Source organism: Paenisporosarcina sp. P4_B8 (assembly GCF_056402175.1).
The window spans coordinates 201,695-222,562 of record NZ_JBFUHX010000003.1; the positions used below are offsets into that span (position 1 = coordinate 201,695).

General features: G+C 39.6%; 22 protein-coding genes and 2 pseudogenes. 17 read left to right on the plus strand and 7 right to left on the minus strand.

Features of this window, described 5'->3' with window-relative positions; all coding sequences use genetic code 11:
- Positions 1–73 precede the first annotated feature (73 nt).
- Positions 74–1,096 (plus strand): S66 family peptidase, encoded by a 1,023-nt coding sequence (locus AC1DSK_RS04810; protein ID WP_477546848.1) that lies wholly within the window; start codon positions 74–76, stop codon positions 1,094–1,096.
- A 42-nt stretch (positions 1,097–1,138) separates the two neighbouring features.
- On the opposite strand, the pseudogene AC1DSK_RS04815 reads toward AC1DSK_RS04810, so the two are convergent.
- Positions 1,139–1,870, minus strand: a pseudogene (locus AC1DSK_RS04815) (ABC transporter ATP-binding protein); the annotation flags it as partial.
- 261 nt (positions 1,871–2,131) lie between these two features.
- Here AC1DSK_RS04815 and AC1DSK_RS04820 point away from each other — a divergent pair.
- Positions 2,132–4,294, plus strand: a complete 2,163-nt coding sequence (locus AC1DSK_RS04820; protein WP_477546849.1) for a bifunctional diguanylate cyclase/phosphodiesterase — start codon at positions 2,132–2,134, stop codon at positions 4,292–4,294.
- 177 nt (positions 4,295–4,471) lie between these two features.
- On the opposite strand, the gene AC1DSK_RS04825 is transcribed toward AC1DSK_RS04820, so the two are convergent.
- Positions 4,472–4,993, minus strand: coding sequence for a YceI family protein (locus tag AC1DSK_RS04825; protein ID WP_477546850.1), 522 nt, complete (start codon positions 4,991–4,993; stop codon positions 4,472–4,474).
- A 248-nt stretch (positions 4,994–5,241) separates the two neighbouring features.
- Between AC1DSK_RS04825 and AC1DSK_RS04830 the strand changes: the two genes are divergently transcribed.
- From AC1DSK_RS04830 to AC1DSK_RS04850, 5 genes are all read left to right on the plus strand, one after another.
- On the plus strand, positions 5,242–5,550 hold the full coding sequence (locus AC1DSK_RS04830) for a winged helix-turn-helix transcriptional regulator (RefSeq protein WP_016429701.1): 309 nt from the start codon (positions 5,242–5,244) through the stop codon (positions 5,548–5,550).
- A gap of 74 nt (positions 5,551–5,624) precedes the next feature.
- On the plus strand, positions 5,625–6,539 hold the full coding sequence (gene murB, locus AC1DSK_RS04835) for a UDP-N-acetylmuramate dehydrogenase (RefSeq protein WP_016429702.1): 915 nt from the start codon (positions 5,625–5,627) through the stop codon (positions 6,537–6,539).
- 208 nt (positions 6,540–6,747) lie between these two features.
- Positions 6,748–9,111: a penicillin acylase family protein gene (locus AC1DSK_RS04840; protein WP_477546852.1), complete on the plus strand. Its 2,364-nt coding sequence runs from the start codon at positions 6,748–6,750 to the stop codon at positions 9,109–9,111.
- Positions 9,112–9,138: 27 nt separating this feature from the next.
- The gene (locus tag AC1DSK_RS04845; RefSeq protein ID WP_477546853.1) at positions 9,139–9,486 is read left to right on the plus strand and encodes a fluoride efflux transporter FluC; all 348 of its coding nucleotides are present in this window, start codon (positions 9,139–9,141) and stop codon (positions 9,484–9,486) included.
- Positions 9,483–9,824, plus strand: a complete 342-nt coding sequence (locus tag AC1DSK_RS04850; RefSeq protein ID WP_477546854.1) for a fluoride efflux transporter FluC — start codon at positions 9,483–9,485, stop codon at positions 9,822–9,824. Before AC1DSK_RS04845 ends, AC1DSK_RS04850 begins: the two co-directional genes overlap by 4 nt.
- 63 nt (positions 9,825–9,887) lie before the next feature.
- On the opposite strand, the gene AC1DSK_RS04855 is transcribed toward AC1DSK_RS04850, so the two are convergent.
- On the minus strand, positions 9,888–10,868 hold the full coding sequence (locus AC1DSK_RS04855; protein WP_477546855.1) for a P1 family peptidase: 981 nt from the start codon (positions 10,866–10,868) through the stop codon (positions 9,888–9,890).
- A 97-nt stretch (positions 10,869–10,965) separates the two neighbouring features.
- Complete coding sequence (locus AC1DSK_RS04860) at positions 10,966–11,385, minus strand: universal stress protein (RefSeq protein ID WP_016429707.1); 420 nt, start codon at positions 11,383–11,385, stop codon at positions 10,966–10,968.
- A gap of 325 nt (positions 11,386–11,710) precedes the next feature.
- On the opposite strand from AC1DSK_RS04860, the pseudogene AC1DSK_RS04865 reads away from it, so the two are divergent.
- Together AC1DSK_RS04865 and AC1DSK_RS04870 are read left to right on the plus strand one after the other, a co-directional pair.
- A pseudogene (locus AC1DSK_RS04865) lies at positions 11,711–11,932 on the plus strand (cation-transporting P-type ATPase); the annotation flags it as partial.
- A 19-nt stretch (positions 11,933–11,951) separates the two neighbouring features.
- Positions 11,952–13,070, plus strand: a complete 1,119-nt coding sequence (locus AC1DSK_RS04870; protein ID WP_477546856.1) for a GNAT family N-acetyltransferase — start codon at positions 11,952–11,954, stop codon at positions 13,068–13,070.
- A 40-nt stretch (positions 13,071–13,110) separates the two neighbouring features.
- On the opposite strand, the gene AC1DSK_RS04875 is transcribed toward AC1DSK_RS04870, so the two are convergent.
- Positions 13,111–13,266, minus strand: a complete 156-nt coding sequence (locus tag AC1DSK_RS04875; protein ID WP_477546857.1) for a lmo0937 family membrane protein — start codon at positions 13,264–13,266, stop codon at positions 13,111–13,113.
- Positions 13,267–13,579: 313 nt separating this feature from the next.
- Between AC1DSK_RS04875 and mntR the strand changes: the two genes are divergently transcribed.
- The 6 genes from mntR (at position 13,580) to AC1DSK_RS04905 (ending at position 18,332) form a co-directional block, all read left to right on the plus strand.
- Positions 13,580–14,002 (plus strand): transcriptional regulator MntR, encoded by a 423-nt coding sequence (gene mntR / locus AC1DSK_RS04880; protein ID WP_016429711.1) that lies wholly within the window; start codon positions 13,580–13,582, stop codon positions 14,000–14,002.
- 25 nt (positions 14,003–14,027) lie between these two features.
- Complete coding sequence (locus tag AC1DSK_RS04885) at positions 14,028–14,900, plus strand: CvfB family protein (protein ID WP_477546858.1); 873 nt, start codon at positions 14,028–14,030, stop codon at positions 14,898–14,900.
- Positions 14,901–15,062: 162 nt separating this feature from the next.
- Entirely contained in the window at positions 15,063–15,977 is a 915-nt protein-coding gene (locus AC1DSK_RS04890) for a DUF1002 domain-containing protein (RefSeq protein ID WP_477598091.1), read from the plus strand.
- 273 nt (positions 15,978–16,250) lie between these two features.
- A complete protein-coding gene (locus tag AC1DSK_RS04895) occupies positions 16,251–17,219 on the plus strand; it encodes a ring-cleaving dioxygenase (RefSeq protein WP_477530955.1) in 969 nt (322 codons plus the stop codon).
- A 33-nt stretch (positions 17,220–17,252) separates the two neighbouring features.
- On the plus strand, positions 17,253–17,534 hold the full coding sequence (locus AC1DSK_RS04900; RefSeq protein ID WP_477546860.1) for a GNAT family N-acetyltransferase: 282 nt from the start codon (positions 17,253–17,255) through the stop codon (positions 17,532–17,534).
- 330 nt (positions 17,535–17,864) lie between these two features.
- Entirely contained in the window at positions 17,865–18,332 is a 468-nt protein-coding gene (locus AC1DSK_RS04905; RefSeq protein WP_477546861.1) for a DUF4064 domain-containing protein, read from the plus strand.
- A 126-nt stretch (positions 18,333–18,458) separates the two neighbouring features.
- On the opposite strand, the gene AC1DSK_RS04910 is transcribed toward AC1DSK_RS04905, so the two are convergent.
- A complete protein-coding gene (locus AC1DSK_RS04910) occupies positions 18,459–18,941 on the minus strand; it encodes a GNAT family N-acetyltransferase (RefSeq protein WP_477546862.1) in 483 nt (160 codons plus the stop codon).
- A 106-nt stretch (positions 18,942–19,047) separates the two neighbouring features.
- Here AC1DSK_RS04910 and AC1DSK_RS04915 point away from each other — a divergent pair, with 106 nt between their 5' ends.
- Together AC1DSK_RS04915 and AC1DSK_RS04920 are read left to right on the plus strand one after the other, a co-directional pair.
- Entirely contained in the window at positions 19,048–19,491 is a 444-nt protein-coding gene (locus tag AC1DSK_RS04915) for a GNAT family N-acetyltransferase (protein WP_477546863.1), read from the plus strand.
- A 101-nt stretch (positions 19,492–19,592) separates the two neighbouring features.
- Entirely contained in the window at positions 19,593–19,931 is a 339-nt protein-coding gene (locus AC1DSK_RS04920; protein ID WP_477546864.1) for a hypothetical protein, read from the plus strand.
- Between the two features lie 107 nt (positions 19,932–20,038).
- Here AC1DSK_RS04920 and AC1DSK_RS04925 read toward each other — a convergent pair whose 3' ends face one another.
- Positions 20,039–20,689: a LytTR family DNA-binding domain-containing protein gene (locus AC1DSK_RS04925; protein WP_477546865.1), complete on the minus strand. Its 651-nt coding sequence runs from the start codon at positions 20,687–20,689 to the stop codon at positions 20,039–20,041.
- Positions 20,690–20,868 lie beyond the last annotated feature (179 nt).

Genomic DNA, 20,868 nt, shown 5'->3' on the forward strand with positions numbered 1-20,868 from the left:
TACAACCCCCCCTGTAGTAAATGATACGTATTACGAGTAAAATAGTTTCAATATTACAAAGAGGGTGACAACCATGATTCGCTATCCAAATGCTCTTCAACCAGGACAGACTATAGGATTCACTGCTCCTTCCTCCGGTGTTGAAGAAGTACTTCACCACTTGATTCATCAGAGCCAGAAACAGTTTGAAAATCGAGGCTATAACATAGAAATTGGGGAAACGGTGTGGACACAGCATAAAGCCGCTTCAGCCACGAAAGAAAAGCGAGCGAAAGAACTGAATGCGATGCTTCAAAACAAAGATATCCACACAATTATCCCTCCGTGGGGAGGGGAAATCCTACAGGAGATTTTGCCGCTTATTGAGTGGGAGCAAGCACAACCAAAATGGATTCTTGGCTATTCGGATACAAGTACTCTGTTGTTCGCATTGACATTGAAGACGGGTATTGCAACCGCACACGGAACGAATTTCGTCGACGTGAGAAGTGACGAATGGGATCCAACTACGAGTAAATTCTTGGATGTCCTATCTGCTGAAGAAGGAGCAACCATCCATCAAGCTTCTTCTGTCAACTATCAATCTGAATGGTCTCATGATAGACAACCAAAACCGTACGTTTTCAATCTTGATACTGAGACGAAGTGGGAAACAGTTTACAATCGGCCGGTAGAAATGAAAGGTCGCCTTCTCGGTGGTTGCATGGATACCATTCACCATTTAATCGGTACACCTTACGGAGACGTGAAAACGTTCCAGCAAACATACTTGGCAAATGAACCAATCGTGTGGTTCCTTGAGAACTGTGAAATGTCCGCAACAGATTTCCACCGTACGCTAATGCAAATGCAGCAAACCGGTTGGTTTGATTATGCATCCGGAATCGTTTTTGGACGCACACCAGCAGGTCAGGAGGTTGGGGGATTCACCACGCTTGATGCAATGGAAAGATTGGCAGAATCGACAAACTTACCTATTATCTATAATGCTGATATAGGTCATGTGCCGCCGCAGATGACTTTCGTCAATGGAGCGTATGCAGTGATTAAAGCTTCAGACGGTAAAGGTGAAATGATCATGACATTGAAAAGATAACAAAAAGCTGTTCTTCCCTGAAATAGAGAAGAACAGCTTTTCTTATGATAATCCTTGGCCTAATGCAAATTCTTTGTACAACTTATGATCTTTGAATAGTTCACTGTGAGTACCGAAGCCTGTAATTTGCCCTGCTTCTAAAACGATGATTTGATCTGCATGAAGAACCGTGGCCAGTCGATGCGCTATGATTAATGTCGTTCTGCCTTCCATTAACAATTGCAAAGCTTCCTGCACTAAAATTTCTGATCCGCTATCCAAGTTGGATGTGGCTTCATCAAGAAGTAAAATCTGCGGATTGTATAGCAATGCTCGTGCAATGGCGATTCGCTGGCGCTGTCCCCCTGATAATTTCATCCCTCGTTCACCTACCAAAGTTTCAACACCTTGCGGTAGATTTTCAATAAATTCCCACGCATTTGCCGCAATCGCCGCTTCTTTCATCTGTTCAAATGAAGGTCTTTCTTCCAGACCGTAAGCCATGTTGTCCAGTATGGAGCCATTCATTAACGGACTTTCCTGCGAAACATAACCAATTCGGCCACGCCAGTCACCTAATGGGAGATCTGTGATTGATGTCTCTCCGATCAAAATGTGTCCACAACTCGGTTCGTAAAAACGTTCTAATAACGAGAAGATAGTCGTTTTTCCGCCGCCGCTTGGTCCCACAAATGCCGTAACTGTTCCAGGTTTGGCTTCGAAAGAAACGTTTCTCAGAATCTTTTTTTCTTCTGAATAAGAAAAATGAACTTGTTCAAATCGCAAGGTTTCTTTTTTTATTAGTGGGGGACCGAACGAATCAATTGGAAAAATTGTGTGGATGATGAACTTTCTGTCTTCAAAGTGTATGTCGTCCCTTCGTATCATTAAAATTAGTTAGTAATACCCAATTTTAATACTAATCTATCAGAGAAACATTGACTATCTTCCGACATTAATCGACAATAATATAGGAGATGAATATTGCATACATTTGGCATTTATATACAACATTTGTAAAACGAATGAATTGGGATAGATAGGGGAGGTGACAATGTGTCAAATAGACAAGTACAAGCTTATTTTTTGTTGGTTATCATTTTATTGACAGTTGTTACCTTAACTATTTTTAATTATAAATCTTCAAAAGAATTTGTCCAAGAAACTGTAAAAAAAGAAAATCGTTTATTACTTGATAACTTTACAGATGAAACAAATAAGTTCTCAAATGAACGTGTAGCCGAGCTTGAGTTGATAGCTGATTACATAGCGTTACTTAAAACAGAAGAAGACATCGTTCAGTTTCTGAAGAATCAGCGTGAAAAAATGCCGTTTTTTTCTTCACTAGGTTTCATAACACCTGAAGGGGAAGTGTTGGCGGGAGATGGTTCTCGTTTTAAAGTGAATCAACAAGAATCTTTTGATCGTGCTTTGCAGGGGGAGCTGGTCTTTAGTGAATTATTTCCTTACTATCAAGATTCCACACAGTTGGTAAGTGCAGTCCGAATTCCTGTATTCCAAGACGGCAATATCATTGGCGTACTCTCTGGAGTATTCAATATGGGCAATCTAGTTGGTGCGATCGCATCAGATTCAAACTTACCGGGGACATTATTTTTATTTAGAGGGAATCAAGTGATTTTCTCTAATTCCAATCATGATTTTGAAACAGCTGTACCTAATGGATCTCAAGTCCTGTCCCAAATAAACGCAACCGGACAAGGGACCATCATAATAGACGAGAATAAAGCACATTATGTTATGTATCAGCATACTAGTGGCGGTTGGACATTTGTAGTTGACTCCTATAAAGAGAAGACTGTTCAGCAGATTTCCTCCATTTTTTGGCGTAATACGATGATTGTAGTATTAGCAATTATCTTTCTTTGTAGCATTCTCTATTATTTGAAACGTAATGAACAACGTGAAGAAAACATGTTGAAACGTGATTTATTAACGAATTTGCCAAATCGGGTAATGTTAGAAGAACGTTTAAAAAAAGGATTGAACCCACAGAATTTTAAAAGGTTCACCTTGTACTTTATCAATTTAGATAGATTTAAAGATATAAATGAACGAAATGGCTATCAGTTGGGTGATAGAGTGCTATTTGAGACAAGTCGAAAAATCCAGGCATTTGCCGGCAAGAATGAGTTGTACAGAGTTGGCGGAGACGAATTTGTTCTGCTTGTACCCGCTCATTCGGAAGAAGAATTACGAACCAGGGGACTTGAACTAGTGAAATTAATGGAAGTGCCCATCGAATTATCTTCAACGGAAAGTATGTGGGTAACATTCAGTGTCGGGATTCGTAAGTCTCAATTAGGTGACTGGCCAGATCTAATGATGCAAGATTCAACATTTGCAGTACAAGAAGCAAAAAAACAAGGCGGAAACCGTGTTGTCTTCTTCTCTCAGGAGCTTGCCAATCAAAATGAGCGTGTTCGCTTGATTGCTAACAATGTGGTTCATGCGTTAGCCAACAATGAATTTTTCATGGTCTATCAGCCGGTTTATGATTTATCTACGAAGAACATAACGAGCTATGAAGCTTTGTTGAGGTGGAAGTCTCCAACTATTGGACAAGTGTCCCCTGTGGAATTCATACCTTTATTGGAAGAAAGCGATTTGATTATTCCTGTTGGAAAATGGATTTTGCGCCAAGTGACGGCACAACTGAATCGTTGGGAAGCAGAAGGACACGAAGATTTTCAAGTGGCTGTCAATATCTCCGTCAAGCAAATGATGCATCCCGATTTTTTATATGATGTAAAATCCATTATTCACGAAGCTAACATATCTGCACAGCGATTAATTTTTGAAATTACGGAAACCGTGGCAGTACAAAATAGTGAACTAGCCAATCAAATTTTGACCGAGTTAAACAATCTAGGTGTCAAAACAGCACTGGATGATTTTGGTACCGGCTATTCTTCTTTATCAATATTAAAAATCTTACCAATCCAGCAACTAAAAGTAGACCGATCATTTATCGTGAAAATGGAACTTGAAGAAGACAAATCACTGGTGATTTTACAAGGGATTTTGGACATTGCTCGAAATCTTGGAATGACTACTGTAATGGAGGGTGTAGAAACACCCGAACAGCTCGATTTATTGAAAAATATGGGTGCTCAAAAAATCCAAGGTTTTCTCATCAGTCAAGCCGTAGTGGCGGAGCTTGCAATTGAACTGCGAAAACAAACATGGCTGCATTAAAAAAGGAACTTCTCTCGAATGAAGAGAAGTTCCTTTTGCATTCTTTTTTAATTAGAATTTTTCTACGTTATCTCATGTCTAGTTCCAAGCGCCAACTCGTACATTATTGGAAAGAAGGCTTTCAAATCAACCTTCCAAAGCCGGCGTCGAGTTGGAGTGGCGCTTTTCACCTTTCAATTAAGCAGGATTTGCTTCAAGTTCTACAGTGATTTTAATGTCTTTTCCTACTAATACACCGCCAGTTTCAAGCGCTTGGTTCCATGTCAAACCAAAGTCGTCACGGTTGATTTTCGTTTCAGCTGTGAATCCAACTACTTCTTGGCCCCATGGGTTTGTGCCTTTACCTTCGTATTCAGCTTCAAAGACAACCGGTTTCGTGATGTCTTTAATCGTTAAATCTCCAGCAATTTTATATTCGTCGTCATTTTTCGAGATGTTGTTAGCCACAAATTTGATTTCCGGAAACTCTTCAACATTGAAAAAATCACCTGAACGAAGGTGGTTGTCACGATCTTCGTTACCTGTATTAATACTTGCCACGTTGATGTTGAAGGCAATATTTGCATTAGTTAAATCTGCTTCATTCGCTACTACAGTTGCACCGAAATCACCGAAATTTCCACGTACTTTTGATACCATCATATGTTTTACAGAAAATCCAATACTTGAGTGAGCTGCATCGACATTCCAATTTTTCATTTTTTATTCCTCCATGTTGTTTTTTATTTTCTATAAACTACTATATGCAGGTAATATCTCGATGTCAATAGTTCTTAATTAAAATATCTCGAATTAAAGATAATTATTTTTTATTAATTAACGACAATATTTATCTCTCTAAAAGTAAGTTGTTAAAAGTAACCTGCTATTAAAAGGTAATTAAATTACTGTATGGTTTACGTGGGTTTTTATTTACGTTATAATGACTAACTATAGAGGTGATTTCATTGAAAGAAACTACATTATGCCCACGTTTATCAAAAGCGATGGAACTCATCGGGAAAAGATGGACTGGCTTGATTTTATATCAATTATTAGAAGGTCCTCAGCGATTCAACGAAATTGAATCAGCTTTGCCGGTTAGCGGACGTCTTCTTTCCGAACGCTTGAAAGAACTTGAAAAAGAAGGATTAGTTAAAAGACATGTTTTTGCCGAAGTACCTGTGAAAGTTGAATATTCTTTGACAGATAAAGGAAAAGGGCTGAAAGATGCAATTGCCAACATCGAACAGTGGTCAAAAGTATGGTTATCTTAAAATTACTTGTCAAATAGATCGTCAATACGCATACTATATAATGGAAAGTGTTAAGGGAAAGGATTTGGCTTTTCATGACTAAACAGCGTTGGTTTGACGATTTAACAGAAAAAATTTCACACGAATGTGTAAAAATAGATGAACCACTTTACTTGCACACGATGACAAAAATGGGTGGCCGGGCCGATTTATTTGTATCTCCGACTACCGAAGAAGAAGCAATTTTTGTTGTGTCATATTCCCATCAACAACAGATACCCATGCTTTTGCTAGGGAATGGATCCAATATGGTGGTCCGAGATGGTGGAGTACGTGGAATTGTCTTGAATTTGTCTAAGTTAAATGAAATAAAAATTGATGGTACGCGTGTATATGCTCAAAGCGGTGCTGATATCATTGATGTATCTAAAGCGGCAGCAAAAGAAACCTTATCAGGTCTCGAATTTGCGTGTGGTATCCCAGGTTCAGTCGGTGGTGCAATGGCCATGAATGCGGGCGCATACGGTGGCGAGATAAAAGATGTTATTTTCCAGTGTACTGTATTGACTCATGAAGGGGAAAAGCTGGTCTTATCGAAAGATGAGCTGGAGCTGGATTATCGCATGAGTGTGATTACGAAAAAAGGCTATTATGTATTATCTGCAGAATTTGACTTAGTTAGTGGCGATCAACTAACCATTGATGCGAAAATAGCAGATTTGACACATTTACGTGAATCTAAACAACCTTTGGAATATCCTTCAGCAGGAAGTGTGTTTAAACGTCCTCCAGGTTATTTCGCTGGGAAACTTATTCAGGATTGCGAGTTGCAAGGCAAAGGGTTTGGTGGAGCTGAAGTGTCGACGAAACATGCAGGCTTTATTGTAAATAAAAACAATGCCACTGCTACTGACTATATTCAAACGATTGAAATGGTCAAAGAGAAAGTAAAAGAACAATTCGGTATTGAATTAGATCTTGAAGTGAAAATTGTAGGCGAAAATGAATAAATGAATAAATAAAGAAGCCTCTAATTCCATTGGGATTAGAGGCTTCTTTCATTCCGTTAAACTAAAGATACAATCTGTGCGAAGAATTATTGAAATAATACAAGTGGGATGGACTGTGACAGGTCATGTCCACTTGTTTTTTATTTGGAAGGACTTTTTTGGTCAAAGTCGAAATAATATAGTAAGAAAGTATCAGGGGGAGAAAGAAGTGAAGAGGAAGAGAAAAATAGGAAAGTGGATTGCTTGGATTGTCGGCAGCATAGCGCTGATTCTTTTAGCCGCAGTCATTTTTTTGAATGCCTACATCAGTATATCCAAACCGCAAATTGAAGGGAACATGGCAGTGGATGTACTGGACAAGGAAGTAACGGTTACCCGTGATGAACAAGGGGTACCTCATATCAGCGCGAAAAGTGATGCGGATTTATATCGGGCTCAAGGATTCGTGCAAGCACAGGATCGCATGTTTCAAATGGATTTAGCGCGACGGCAAGCTAGCGGTCGTTTATCAGAAGTGGTGGGTGCAGCAGCGGTAACAACAGACCAGTTCTTCCGTACGTTCAGTTTGAGAGAAGCTGCAAAAGATTCTTGGGATGGATATGACGAAGGCGCAAAGCAAGTGCTCTCTTGGTATGCAGAGGGCGTGAATGCGTACATGGAACAGGCGAGTGAGCAAGGCAAACTGTCATTTGAGTTTAAATTACTGGGATATGAGCCTGAGCCTTGGACAGAAGTAGATTCTTTAACAATCGGAAAATTCATGGCGTATGATCTTGGCGGAAATTGGTCGAGTTTAGCTGTTCGCCACTGGGCACTGGGGAACTATCCTGAAGATAAAGCTCGTGAGTTATTCATTACATATCCAGAAGATAAACCAGCGATTATTACAGCGAATTTAGAGAATCAAGTACCAGTTGCAGGTCAAATTGACCCTACTATTGTTCCTAACGAATTCAATGGTAGCAATAACTGGGTGGTTTCCGGAGATAAAACAAAGTCGGGCCTTCCATTGCTTGCGGACGATCCGCATTTAGGATTAAGCACGCCGTCCATTTGGTATCAAATGCATCTCCAGTCACCAGAGCAAAATGTAAGCGGTGTCATCTTTGCGGGAATACCAGGCATTATTTTGGGACATAACGACGAAATCGCTTGGGGTGTAACGAACGTTGGCCCTGATGTTCAAGATCTTTATATCGAAACACCAAATCCTGAGAACCCAACACAATTCAAATATGAAGGGAAATGGGAACAGGCTGAAGTTCGTAACGAACCGATTAAAGTGAAAGATGGTGAAACGGTTGACTTCGAAGTTGTCGTTACCCGCCATGGCCCAATTATTTCAAATGTAATGTTTGATGAAGAAGAACCAACGGCGCAGTTCTCCATGCAATGGACAGCACTGGAGCCCACGCGGGAACTACAAGCCGTGCTGAATATGAACAAGGCTTCTAATTGGGATGAGTTCGAAACGGCATTGGAGGATTTTCATGCTCCCGCACAAAACTTTGTTTTTGCAGGAAAAGATGGAACCATTGCGTACAAAGCGAATGGTCGTATTCCGATTAGAAAATCGGGGGATGCCCAGTTGCCAGTACCAGGTGATTCCGAGGAATACGGTTGGCAAGGGTACGTTCCGTATGATGAACTACCGACTGTTGTGAATCCTGATGAAGGGTATATCGCAACTGCAAATAATCAAGTGGTAGACGATTCGTATCCTTATCACATTACCGACTTTTGGGCTCAATCCTACCGCTATGAACGGATTGCGGAAGTATTGGAAGAAGGCGATGATTTCACGAAGGAAGATATGATGGCTCTTCAAATGGATCAACATAATCTACAGGCACGAGAGTTCTTAAAAGAGATGGTTGCATCCGTTGAAAAAATTGATAAAGAAAATAAATATGATGATATAACGGATATGTTAAAAAAATGGGATCAAGTGGACTCCGTTGATGCTGCTGCACCTCTCGTTTTCCATAAATGGATCAAACAGTTGCCTGCCACTCTATTCAAGGATCAAATGCCAAAAGATATTTACGATTTATTGGCAGGGAAAGGCAATATTACGGATGCCATGATGCGTGAAAGTTTCCAAAATCAAGAAGGGGCATGGGTGAAGGAGCATGGTGGGGTGGATAAGTGGATGATGGATTCATTTGAAACGGCCGTCAATTCTATTACGGAGGAGTTTGGCGAAAAATCGGATGACTGGAAGTGGGGAGATTACCACCAACTCACATTTGACCATCCATTAGCAGGTGCGTCACCAATTTTTGCTTATTTCTTGAATCCATCACATGTACCGATTGGTGGTTCCAATATTACGGTTCAAGCTGCAGGGTTTGCGGCAGATGGCTCGGTCGATCACGGGGCTTCTTGGCGTTTTGTAGCAGATATGAAGGACCTATCAAGTGCCCATCACATCGTAGGACCTGGTCAAAGCGGTCATATGAAGTCAAAATGGTTCCATAATCAAGTGAATGACTGGGCTGAAGGAGACTATCATGAAACGATGGTAAATGGTGACATACAGGATTCCCATACGTTAACATTAAAACCATAAGAGGGTATGTTAGGGCGTGTTAATCGTATGAAGGAATTTTTATTAGTGGGCATCGGTGGAATGATTGGTGCATTATTGCGTTATAGCGTGATGTTGGCGACGCCAGATACGCTTGTTTTATGGATAGTAAATCCAATCGGTAGTTTCGTTTTGGGATGGTTGGCAGGACGTGCTGCCACTACCGGAAAACCTGCTTCCGTTTTATGGACAACAGGAGTTCTCGGTTCATTTACTACATTTTCAACTTTTTCTGCAGAATGGCTAGATCTGATGCAAAATCATTTTTTGTTGGCAATGGCTTATGGTCTTGGCATGACATTGACTTGTTTTGTTACAGCCGCGTTAGGCTATAAGTTTGGAGATGCATGTAAATGACACTTTTCTCAATAGTACTTGGTGGTTGTTTTGGCGCAATGTTGAGATATGCCATTTCCCTAAAAATCCAAGGTATGAAAGGAATTCTGTTGATTAACTGCGCAGGTTCCTTCTTGATGGGCTTATCCCTTTATATAGCCGTGGAAACGAGCTGGTTGCTCATATTTTGGACGGTTGGTTTTTTAGGTGCATTCACAACTTTTTCGACTTTTGCCGTTCAATTCATTGAAAGCTGGTCGAAAGGACAGCAACGCAAAGCAGTAGGTTATGCATTTTTCACCCTCGCCGGCGGTTTTTTGTCCGTCACCCTCGGATGGTGGATTGGAACTGTTATATAGCGATAATAGAGGGAAATATGAAAGCAGTAAAGGGTCTTCCGTGAGAACGGAAGACCCTTTTTATTAAAAAGCCCCTTTTTTAATGACTCTGCCTGAACGGCCCGTTGTAGTTTCAGCGAAGCGAATAGACTGATAAACAGATTCTTCCGTAGCTTCAATCACCGCTTGAAATAGTTCATTCATAAGAGGATGGTCATCCCTTAATAACGTTTGTGTTTCAAACGGATGACCTGATTCATGTGAAATGATATTAGCATTAGAGAATGCGATAACAATGTCACCACTGCCGTTATGTATGTGTGTACCCGTTCGGCCGAGTCCGATTGCTGCACGTTTCGCCATTCGTTTCAATTGACGTGCGTCTAGAGGAGCGTCGGTTGCAACAATGATAATGACGGACCCATCTGGTTTGTCCAAATTGTCTTGTGCCCAATTTGCCATTCGACACTCATGAGCACGACCGAAATTCGTTAGTGTAAGAACTCCCACGGTAAAAGCGTATTCTTCATGTTTAGCAATTCGCGATGAACTGCCGATGCCTCCTTTCACCCCGTAACAAATCATCCCGGTACCAGCACCAACTGCACCTTGTTCAAAACTACCAGGTGTAGCGTTCTCCAGAGCTTCAATCGCATGTTCGGGACGAACCGCCATAAGGCGCATCGAATTTAAATGACTATCGTTGCATTCTCCCACTACCAAATTAAGCGAACTCGTGGAATCTCCGATTGCTGGATTTTGTTCCAACATGAAGGAGAGTGTGCCCTCTAATACCGCTCCGACACTGAATGTATTTGTCAGCATTATGGGCGATTCCATTAATCCTAGTTCTTCAAGTTGAATGAGACCGACCGTCTTGCCGAAGCCATTCAGGACAAAACTTGCAGCAGGTACTTTATGTAGGAATGGATTTTGCTCATGTGGCAATATCGCAGTGACCCCTGTACAAATCGAATCTTTTTCATCCAAATATTGTTTCAACGTGACATGTCCCACTTTTACACCGGGTACATCTGTAAGTAAATTTAATGGACCTTTTTCCACTGGATCATCTCCTGAACTAACATAAAGACTGACCAATGAATTGGTCAGTCTGAGTTCGAGTTTATAGTAAGTACTGAATTCATTTGCTTCAAGATATTTATTTGATTAGTAGGACAGGTGAATGTACACGTTTTGCCACTTTATGACTTACACTACCAAGCACCATTTCCTGTAGGGTATTTAACCCCCGGCTGCCGATTACCACGATATCGTAATTTTCCTGGTTCGCATGCTCCACAATGACAGGACCGGCTTCACCATGCAGCAATTTAATTTCAGTTGAAATCCCTTTGGACGTAAATAATTCTTTTATAGGCATAATCTTGTTTTTGCGATCTATATGCAACTCTTCACTACTCATGCTATGAATGACATCAGTCCTTGTTTTATCGTAATCCAAAACATATAACAAGGTAACATGCGCATCCGGACTTGAGCTCGCCAGGAAAACAGCGTGAGTTGCTGCTCTCTTCGAATGTACAGAACCATCTACGGCCACCAAAATTTGTTTATACATCCTCAACCCCCCTTAGTGAAGTGATTCTTCTCTGACCTTTGCTTTACTTGAATTGTTAAATTCAAACCTTATATACATGATATATATTCTCTAGAGTGAAAGCTAAATCCTTTATTTGCGCAGATACATTTTTTTATTTGGAGTAAGCAAAGCAATCTTTGAGTACTTCCAAAGAATCAAAACTACGGAGAAAGAAATTTGTGCAACCTGGAATGCCATTCTGTCTACCTGGAACCCCAAACTGTCAACCTGGATCACGAAACTGTCTACCTGGAACCCAAATGTGTCAACCTGGACCTCGATTCCAAATCATAACGCTTAAGAAATGGCTCATGACCTGGAAAAACTTCCATATACCATACAATTGAGCCGAAAAGCATTGCGTATTATTAAAGAAAACATTATGTTTGCAATAGGCTTAAAAATAGTGGCGTTACTGCTGATCATTCCAAGGTGGCTGACTCTTTGGATTGCGATCTTTGCAGATATGGGGGCAACGTTACTCGTTGTATTGAATTCAATGAGATTACTGCGCATTCAAAAGTAACGCAGTTCGGGGGAAGAGCATGCGATTAACAGAATGGACAATGGAAGAGCAAGAACAACTGATACATTTTATGACCACAAATACCTGGCCTTTTCACGGAAATTCAAATCCTGCGAGAGAAATTATTGAAAAGACTATTGAAGAGGGCGGGTACGAATCAGACGAAGTCAAAACGTTTTGGGTCGAAAATGATGATCAGCAAAAAGTTGGTATTGTAAAAGTGTTCGATTTGCAAGATGAAATACCCGTATTTGATTTGCGGATTGCTGATAGTTATCGGGGTCATGGATACGGTCCCGCTGCTTTAATCAAAGTGGCGGAATATGTATTCAATTTGCCTGAAAAGAAAATTCGTGTGGAAGGGCATACTCGACAAGATAACTTTGCCATGCGCAAAACGTTTGAACGTGCAGGGTTTGTAAAAGAAGGTCATCTTCGAAAAGCTTGGTTTTCACCAAAAGAAAATTCCTATTATGATGCTATTACGTATGGAATAACAAGGGAAGACTTTATTGAAGGTACGACTACCCCGGTCTTGTGGGATGATCAGCAAGTACCTGAGCAATCGGAAGCGAAAGTACATGTCGCGATGCGTAATTTCCCAGATTCATTTGAATCGGAGAGACTCTTTATCCGTGCACCAAAAGTTGAAGATGCACCACTGGTGTGGGAAAGTGTCAAAGTATCCCACAAAGCCCTCCAACCGTGGATGCCATGGGCACAAAGTAGTCAAAAAATCGAAGACACAACTGAAAATACAAGACAAGCTGTTGCCGATTTTGTCACAAGGAAAGATTTGCGACTTCATTTGTTTTTAAAAGAAACAGGTGAGTTTATTGGAGCAAGCGGCTTTCATCGTATAAATTGGGACATACCTAAAGTTGAAATTGGGTACTGGTTGGACAGTCGATTTGAAGGGAAAGGCTATATGACGGAAGCGGCTGAGCGCTTGACTGAATTTGCTTTCGAAGAGTTGGGAGCCAGAAGAGTGGAAATTCGGTGCGATACAGATAATGTGAGAAGTCGGGCTGTCGCTGAACGATTAAAATTTACGTTAGAAGGAATTCTGAAGCAAGAGTCGCTATCTGCGGATGGTAAATATATACGTGATACTTGTATCTACGCCAAAATCAAATAACATAAGAAGGGATGTCCGTAATATACGGACATCCCTTTTGTTACAGTTTTCGTTTACCCGTTACTAATTGTACGACTAAAATGATACCTGCAATTAATAAAATCAAGTGAATCAGACCGCCGCCAATATTAAATACAAGTCCTAATAACCAAATAACTAGTAATACGACGATGATCATCCATAATATTCTACCCATTCAAGCTCATCCTCTCTGCATTTAGGCCGCTTTTATATTGGTAAAGTACCCCTGATATTTTCGCCATAAACCACTCAAACTAAAATTATTATAATTAAGTTGTTTTTTGTACGTTTCGGCATATATAGCTTGCACAACCTACATAATTAGGAGATGCAACTTTGTAATTAACTCTTTTGGGGAGTATCTGCTGTTAATGATCATTCAGCGTCTGTGTAGATTTTAGCATCCTGTTGCACTTTGCTTTATTCATTGAGAACGATAAGCGACTATAGTACACTTATATAAGCTATGGAAAGAGAGGAACAGAGTGATGCCGACACCTAGTATGGAAGACCATATTGAACAAATCTATATGCTGATTGAGCAAAAAGGATATGCGCGTGTATCGGATATCGCTGAATCTCTTTCAGTTCTTCCTTCTTCTGTAACGAAAATGGTTCAAAAACTCGACAAAGATGGATACTTGATATATGAACGCTACCGAGGTCTGATGTTAACACCGAAAGGGTTGAAATTAGGAAAGCGGTTGGTTAAGCGTCATGATTTGTTGGAACAATTTTTGCGTTTAATTGGCGTACAGGAAGACAAAATATATGAAGATGTTGAGGGAATAGAACATCACTTAAGCTGGAATTCGATCGATCGTATTGCAGACTTGATTCAAGCGATGGAAGAAAACCCTGACTTTCTTCAAAAACTAGAAGAACTTAAAGAACAGCAACAATCAGAATAGGAAAAAGCGAAAGGAGTTGTCCGCTATGAGCGAAAGCGAAATGATATCTGGAGAAATTGTTGACTTACAGATAAAGTCACAGGAATCTTCTAAATGGATACTATCCAATGGTGAAATTGAAGTACCAATCAATGGATCTGAAGCACCTGAAGGAGTTCAGGAAGGCGATACAATTAAAGTATTTTTATTTAAAGACCGTCGTGGCAATTTAAGTGCAACTTCCACATTGCCACATATCACAAAAGGTACTTACGGATGGGCAAGAGTCATTAAAATGGACGAGCGTGAAGGTGCAGTCGTCGATATCGGCAGTTCACGTGAAGTAATTGTGAAACCATCTGACTTGCCATTATTAAAAGAGCTATGGCCAAAAACTGGTGATCATTTATACATGACATTGAGAACCGATTTTAAAGGAGACTTATTCGGTCGACTGGCAACCGAAGATCGCGTAGCTGAAACATTCGTGGAAGCACCTACATCTGTAATGAATGAAAATTTGAAGGCTAGAGCATACCGCTTATTGCCAATCGGTTCGTTTTTCATCAGCGTTCCTCAAGGGTACAGAGTATTTGTTCACCACACGGAACAAATGGCTGAACCACGTATAGGTGAAGAAGTTGATATTCGGGTGATTGGTGTGAAAGAGGATGGGTCATTGAATGGCTCGATGCTGCCACGAAAACAGGAGCGCTTGATGGATGATGCAGAAACACTGTATCGTTACTTGCAGGATGTTGGCGGTAAAATGCCATTTACTGATAAATCGACTCCAGATGAAATTTACGACATGTTCAATTTGAGCAAAGCTTCTTTTAAACGTGCACTAGGAAAGTTAATGAAAGAAAAGAAAATAGAACAAAAAGATGGTTGGACTTTGGTCAAATCTGACATTTAAGTTTAAAATACACCTTCAATGGGCACAAAAAGAATGGGGAGAAAAATCTCGCCGAAACTTTTTGTGCCTATTCGTCGTATTATCAAAAGGGAAGCATATTCATAGACAGAATGGCTTGACCCATCACAATAAGAATTGTTCGTTCTGAGAGGAGAAATATCAATGAAAAAGAATATTGTCCGCTTTGCTTCATTTCTATTAGCTGCCTCGTTGCTAATGCCTTCAGGTGCTTTGGCAAGCACAGGTTCCTCATCTTCTGGAGATGTAATTAATGAAAAATTTGGCATGCCAATCGTCGTGTACGGAGCTGATTTAACAGAAGCTGAAAAACAAAGTGTCAAAGACAGTCTGAATGTGACGAGTGAAAGTGAAGTCGAAGAAATCTCAGTAACTGGAGATGATTTAGTTAAGTATATTAAAGATGGAGATTCATCAGCCCGTATGTTTTCATCCGCAAAAATTACACGCGAGGATGCAGGCAAAGGCTTAGTGATCAAAATCGTGACAGAAGAGAATATCACGCAAGTAACCGCTGAAATGTACGAAAATGCAATGTTAACTGCCGGAATCGAAGATGCAACGGTTGAAGTAGCAGCACCAAAGAAAGTAACGGGTCATTCCGCTCTAGTGGGGATTTACAAAGCATATGAAGTCAGTGGAGAAACATTGGACAAAGAGCGTACGGATGTAGCGAATGAAGAACTTTCCGTGGCAACCATTTTAGCTGATAAATCGGGTATTGATGATGCAAAAGTAAGTGAACTGTTAACGGAGATTAAAAAAGACATCGCAGAACAAAATCCTGCAACTAAAGAAGAAGTTGAAAAGATTGTTCAAAATCAATTGGAGAAACTCCAAATTGAGTTAAGTCCAGAAGACCGTCAATTATTGGTCGATTTAATGGATCGTATTCGACAACTGGATATCGATTTCAGTAAATGGTCTGATCAATTGAATGACTTAAGCAAAACAATTGAAGATAAAATCGGCAACATTGTTGATAATGAAGGCTTTTGGCAAAGTGTTAAAGACTTCTTCAATAGTTTAATCGATTCCATTCGGTCATTATTTAATTAAGTGAAAAACCTCCCAAGTGGAGGTTTTTTTTCATGAAGTGAAATGTTTAAATCTTGTACATGCAGCTACTTTCTAGCAAGGCTAAATTGGTCTAGCTCCAGTGCCAGAAAGGCGAAATATACGTTTTCTTCCTTCCGTCGCCAGTATCAAACTAGAGCGGAACTTTTCGCTTTTCTACATTGAAACAGAACAATTGCGCATCCTTTAATTGCGTGATAAACTAAAAGAAAAAATATCTCGAATTCGAGATATTATTATATAGGAGGAATTATTATGGAATTGGCCGGTATTCACCATGTATCAGCAATTACAGCGAACGCTGAAAAAAACTTTGATTTCTTTACTCGTATAATGGGTATGCGACTCGTGAAAAAAAGTGTGAATCAAGATAACACATCGTCATATCATCTGTTTTATGCGGATGCGGTAGGTACACCTGGGACGGATATGACCTATTTTGATATTCCGCACGCAGCAAAAACGGTACCTGGTGTTTCAAGCATCAGTAACACAGCTTTTCGCGTAAAAAGTGAAGATGCCCTGGCTTTTTGGAAAGAACGCTTTACGGAACACAATGTTTATTTCGAAGAAGTGATTGAACGTTTCGGAAGAAAAACGATGTATTTTGAAGACTTTGAAGGATCACGTCTCATGTTGGTAGTTGATGATGGAAAAGGAGTACCTTATGGAATTCCTTGGACAAAATCAGCGGTTCCTGAAGAATTTGCAGTTGTTGGATTAGGGCATGTCACTTTGACTGTTCGTAAAGCGGAACAAACACAGCTTGTCTTGACTGAAGTATTAGGTTTTACAAAAGTAGGCACGTATCCATCACCTATTCAAGGCATGCCTGAGATTACGGTTTTCTCCACTGGGGAAGGTGGGCCTGCGTCAGAAGTGCATATTGAAGAACGTCCCGATTTGCCAATGGAGCGACCAGGTCGTGGGAGTGTCCATCATGTGGCGTTCCGGGTAAAAACGTTTGAAGACTATGATAAATGGGAAGAGTTACTCCGTTCAAAAGGATTTATGACTTCTGGCAAAGTTGATCGCTACTACTTTAAATCAATTTATTTCCGTGAACCGAATGGAATATTGTATGAACTGGCAACTGATGAGCCAGGGTTTGCTACTGATGAGTCAATGGATACATTAGGTGAAACCCTTGCATTGCCACCGTTTTTGGAATCACGTCGTGAACAAATTGAAGCCTCACTTCGCCCGCTTTCATTGAAAGAGTAAATTATGCTACACTGAAAAAAAGGAGTGGTGGTAATGGAGTTCCAGTTTAAAGAATTAGGTCATGATGCATACGCATTTGTGCATGAAAAAGATGGTCAGGCCTTAGGGGAAATTACATGGACGTTGCTTGGGGATGTAATGGTGATGGATCATACATTTGTTTCTCCGGCACTTCGGGGGCAAGGGGTAGCTAAACAATTACTCGATCGTTCAGCAGCATATGCTCGGGAAAACGTATATAAAATGGAAGCAGTTTGTTCATATGTCGTGTCTGCTTTCAATCAATCAGATGAATATGAAGATCTTAAAGCATAAAAAAGGCAATCCGCTAATTCATTTAGTGGGTTGCCTTTTATGTCGACTTCGTCATATTGTTTATCCCTCACATTTGAGTAAAAATAAATAAAAAACCAGTTAATACGGAAGCACCTACCATTGTGTACATGAAATCTGATTGACTGAAGACTAATTTCTTTTCCATCGTGCATCATCTCCCTCCATTATGGTATTACTAATTGTGTACCCGTGCATTCCACGTTTAAAACAGGTTTATTCATAATTTCTTAAGGGAATATTGAATAAATGAAACCATATTACTTGTGGTTCGTACATAATATAGTAAATAAAATTTAAGAGGTGAATGCTTTGAGCAGAGCGGGAGAAGTAACATTAGGTGTAATTGGTACTATATTAAACGGCATTTTATTAATTTTTGCGACGCTTGCAGTTGTGGGGGCATCCAATGCAAACCCCGATGAATTGAAACAAATGTTCGAAGAAGAAATAATGTTATCCGATCCGTCCATGACAGCTGAAGACATTGCGATATTTAATGATGCTGTTGATGTCGGTCTGAATGTAGTCGGCGTGGTAGGATGGGTAATTGTTGTAACTTTACTTATCAGCGTCATCTTAAGTATATTGGGCGTTGTGAAAGTGTCCAAAAACAAGAGTCCGAAAGCTGCAGGAATCTTATTCATCTTTGCAGGGTTATTGTCAGGTATTTTGTTATTGGCGCCAATTTTGTTCTACATTGCAGCAATTATGTGTTTCGTGCGTAAAACACCTGTAGAAGATTCTTACTACAACAATGAAGTGCAACATCAAAATTAACCACAACAACCATTAAAAAAAGTGGAAAGCGCTAATCAGTCTAAATCTGGCGCTAACCATATTCAGCTTTTACATGAGAGTTTTAAGTTTAGTAGCTTAACTAGATAAGAAAACGCCTGTTAACATTTAACTGTTAACAGGCGTTTTTAAATTATAAACATATTTAGCTGTCGATAAAGGGTGTCCTTCAAAAAACTCATCGAACTCTTCGACACATGTAAAATTACTACGTTCATAGAATGTACGACCTTTTTGATTTTCGCTTTCAACGTAAACAAATAATTGTTGAGCATCTTGAATGTGTTGCAGTCCTTCATTTAATAACTGCTTCCCATATCCTAAATGCTGATGCGAAGGCAATAAATAAATGGCTGTCAGTTCGGCATCTCCATCTTCATCTACGCGCGTGAAATTGGCAAACCCAATAATTTCGTTATCATGAATAGCGACATACACAGATGTTTTTTCTAAACGTTTCATCATCATGGCATTTGAATAAGCCCGTTCAATAAATAAATCTTGAATTTCAGCTGGAATAATACCTTCATAAGTATCATGCCAACTAATCTTAGCGATTTGCTGTACCGCAGCAATATCGTCTTGTTTCATCGCTCGTATCAAATCGTCTCACCTCAAAATTCTTTCAACTATCATACCAAAGATTTCACTTGTATGCCATAGCTGTGAAATAATATCCTCAAGGGGAGTGGAAAATATGTGGACAATCAAATCATTTCAAGAGTTATCAACATACGAACTTTATACATACTTACAATTGCGAGTGGATGTCTTTGTAGTAGAACAATCATGTCCCTATCCCGAGATAGATGGATACGATATGGATTCATACCATCTCGCTTATATTGAAAATGGTGAATTGCTTTCATATGCACGCATTTTACCTGCCGGGATAAAATATAACCGTATTTCAATTGGTAGAGTGATTGTGAACAAAAAAGCACGGGGGAGAGGGCTGGCAAAGCAATTAATGGAACAGGCAATATCTTTTAGCAGTGAGAAATGGCCAAACGGTGATATTCAATTGCAAGCTCAAACGCAGCTGAAACATTTTTATGGAACTTTTGGCTTTGAGGAAATTTCGGAAGAGTATAACGAAGATGGAATTCCACATGTCGACATGCTATTGCACAAATGTTGATAATGTCATCATTTTGTCATCATTATGAAGTGTTGAACATGAAAATAACGGGTATCTAATAGTTATAAAAAGAAATTAGATTTTTTGGAGGATTGGTGACAATGGGAAAAGGAAATAATCGTACATTACTGTTAGCCGGACTAGCAGCAGGAGCATATGCTTACTTTAGTAAACCTGAAAATCGTGAAAAAGCACTAGTGGCTTTCAATAATACGAAAACAAAATTCAATACCTATATGGAATCACAAAAAATGAATAAAACAGAATTGACGAAGGCAGGTCATTCAGAACCTCATGATATTGACGACAATAAAATGGTAGGCGAAGGTGCCATGACAAGTGTTCATTATTACAATCAGTCAGTCCAGGATAAAAACAAACAATCGGATTCAAATGATACAGATCCAATTGAAAAGAAATTGGATAAGGAGAATGAATAAAAAAGAAGGCTACGCTACGAGCGAGCGTACCTTCTTTTTTTATGAAGGTGATTAAGGTCAAAAGTATCGCCGTTAAACATACTAAAGAACTATTCGCGTGATTACATTTAGAATCCGAGGGATCTTCGGAAATAACTAGCATATCGCTGACTGACAGGAATTCTGGTTCCATCAGTCATCTCCAGTAAAAAAGTCGAATGGGAATCAGGTTGAATTTCTTTAATGAATGCGATATTGACTATGTATGAACGGTGACATCTGATAAAGGTTTCCGAAGAAAGAAACAATTCCAATTCACTTAAATTAAAACGGTGATAACCTTCCTTACTTTCGGTTTTCACAAACGTTTTTCTTAACTGGGTCTCCAGGAAAAGGACATGTTCATGTTTAACAGGATACCAATTTTCCTCCGTTTTTATCGTCATATATTGACTTAAAAATGGAGAAGGTTGATGGGGAAGTATTGCAGTTACTGCACCTTTGGTTTTACCTTCTTCGATAATGGGGATACTCATTCCATAATAAGAAACACCAAAAAGATCAGGATCTATAAACTCGTTCACTTTTTGACCATATAAAAGAGCTTTATATGTTGCCGTTCCTTCTTTTATCGGATCACCTGGAAGTATTTTTAAATCAATTCTTTTACTCGGTTGATAATACACATACTCGTTGGTATTTGATATCGCAATGGATGCTTGCTCAGGAAAAAACTCCTGTATGACTTTCATGATTTCATTAATTGATTTTGTGTCCAATTACTGCACCTCATTTTTAAACGAAATTCTCTATTTCACACTATTTTACCATATAAAACACTTAGGGTCAGAGGAGGTATTTTCCTTGAAAAAAGCCTTGTTTATGATAAATCCTTCATCAGGTAAAGAATTAGCAGAAACCTATATGCAAATAAATGGTAACTAATATTTGTATAATA

Bases quoted from the DNA above. Each gene is read 5' to 3' on its own strand.
- AC1DSK_RS04825 (WP_477546850.1), bottom strand. From the start codon at position 4,993: ATGAAAAATTGGAATGTCGATGCAGCTCACTCAAGTATTGGATTTTCT.
- mntR (WP_016429711.1), top strand. From the start codon at position 13,580: ATGCCGACACCTAGTATGGAAGACCATATTGAACAAATCTATATGCTG.
- AC1DSK_RS04860 (WP_016429707.1), bottom strand. From the start codon at position 11,385: ATGTATAAACAAATTTTGGTGGCCGTAGATGGTTCTGTACATTCGAAG.
- AC1DSK_RS04890 (WP_477598091.1), top strand. From the start codon at position 15,063: ATGAAAAAGAATATTGTCCGCTTTGCTTCATTTCTATTAGCTGCCTCG.
- AC1DSK_RS04870 (WP_477546856.1), top strand. From the start codon at position 11,952: ATGCGATTAACAGAATGGACAATGGAAGAGCAAGAACAACTGATACAT.
- AC1DSK_RS04920 (WP_477546864.1), top strand. From the start codon at position 19,593: ATGGGAAAAGGAAATAATCGTACATTACTGTTAGCCGGACTAGCAGCA.
- AC1DSK_RS04875 (WP_477546857.1), bottom strand. From the start codon at position 13,266: ATGGGTAGAATATTATGGATGATCATCGTCGTATTACTAGTTATTTGG.
- murB (WP_016429702.1), top strand. From the start codon at position 5,625: ATGACTAAACAGCGTTGGTTTGACGATTTAACAGAAAAAATTTCACAC.
- AC1DSK_RS04850 (WP_477546854.1), top strand. From the start codon at position 9,483: ATGACACTTTTCTCAATAGTACTTGGTGGTTGTTTTGGCGCAATGTTG.
- AC1DSK_RS04910 (WP_477546862.1), bottom strand. From the start codon at position 18,941: ATGAAACAAGACGATATTGCTGCGGTACAGCAAATCGCTAAGATTAGT.
- AC1DSK_RS04810 (WP_477546848.1), top strand. From the start codon at position 74: ATGATTCGCTATCCAAATGCTCTTCAACCAGGACAGACTATAGGATTC.
- AC1DSK_RS04900 (WP_477546860.1), top strand. From the start codon at position 17,253: ATGGAGTTCCAGTTTAAAGAATTAGGTCATGATGCATACGCATTTGTG.
- AC1DSK_RS04915 (WP_477546863.1), top strand. From the start codon at position 19,048: ATGTGGACAATCAAATCATTTCAAGAGTTATCAACATACGAACTTTAT.
- AC1DSK_RS04885 (WP_477546858.1), top strand. From the start codon at position 14,028: ATGAGCGAAAGCGAAATGATATCTGGAGAAATTGTTGACTTACAGATA.
- AC1DSK_RS04845 (WP_477546853.1), top strand. From the start codon at position 9,139: ATGAAGGAATTTTTATTAGTGGGCATCGGTGGAATGATTGGTGCATTA.
- AC1DSK_RS04895 (WP_477530955.1), top strand. From the start codon at position 16,251: ATGGAATTGGCCGGTATTCACCATGTATCAGCAATTACAGCGAACGCT.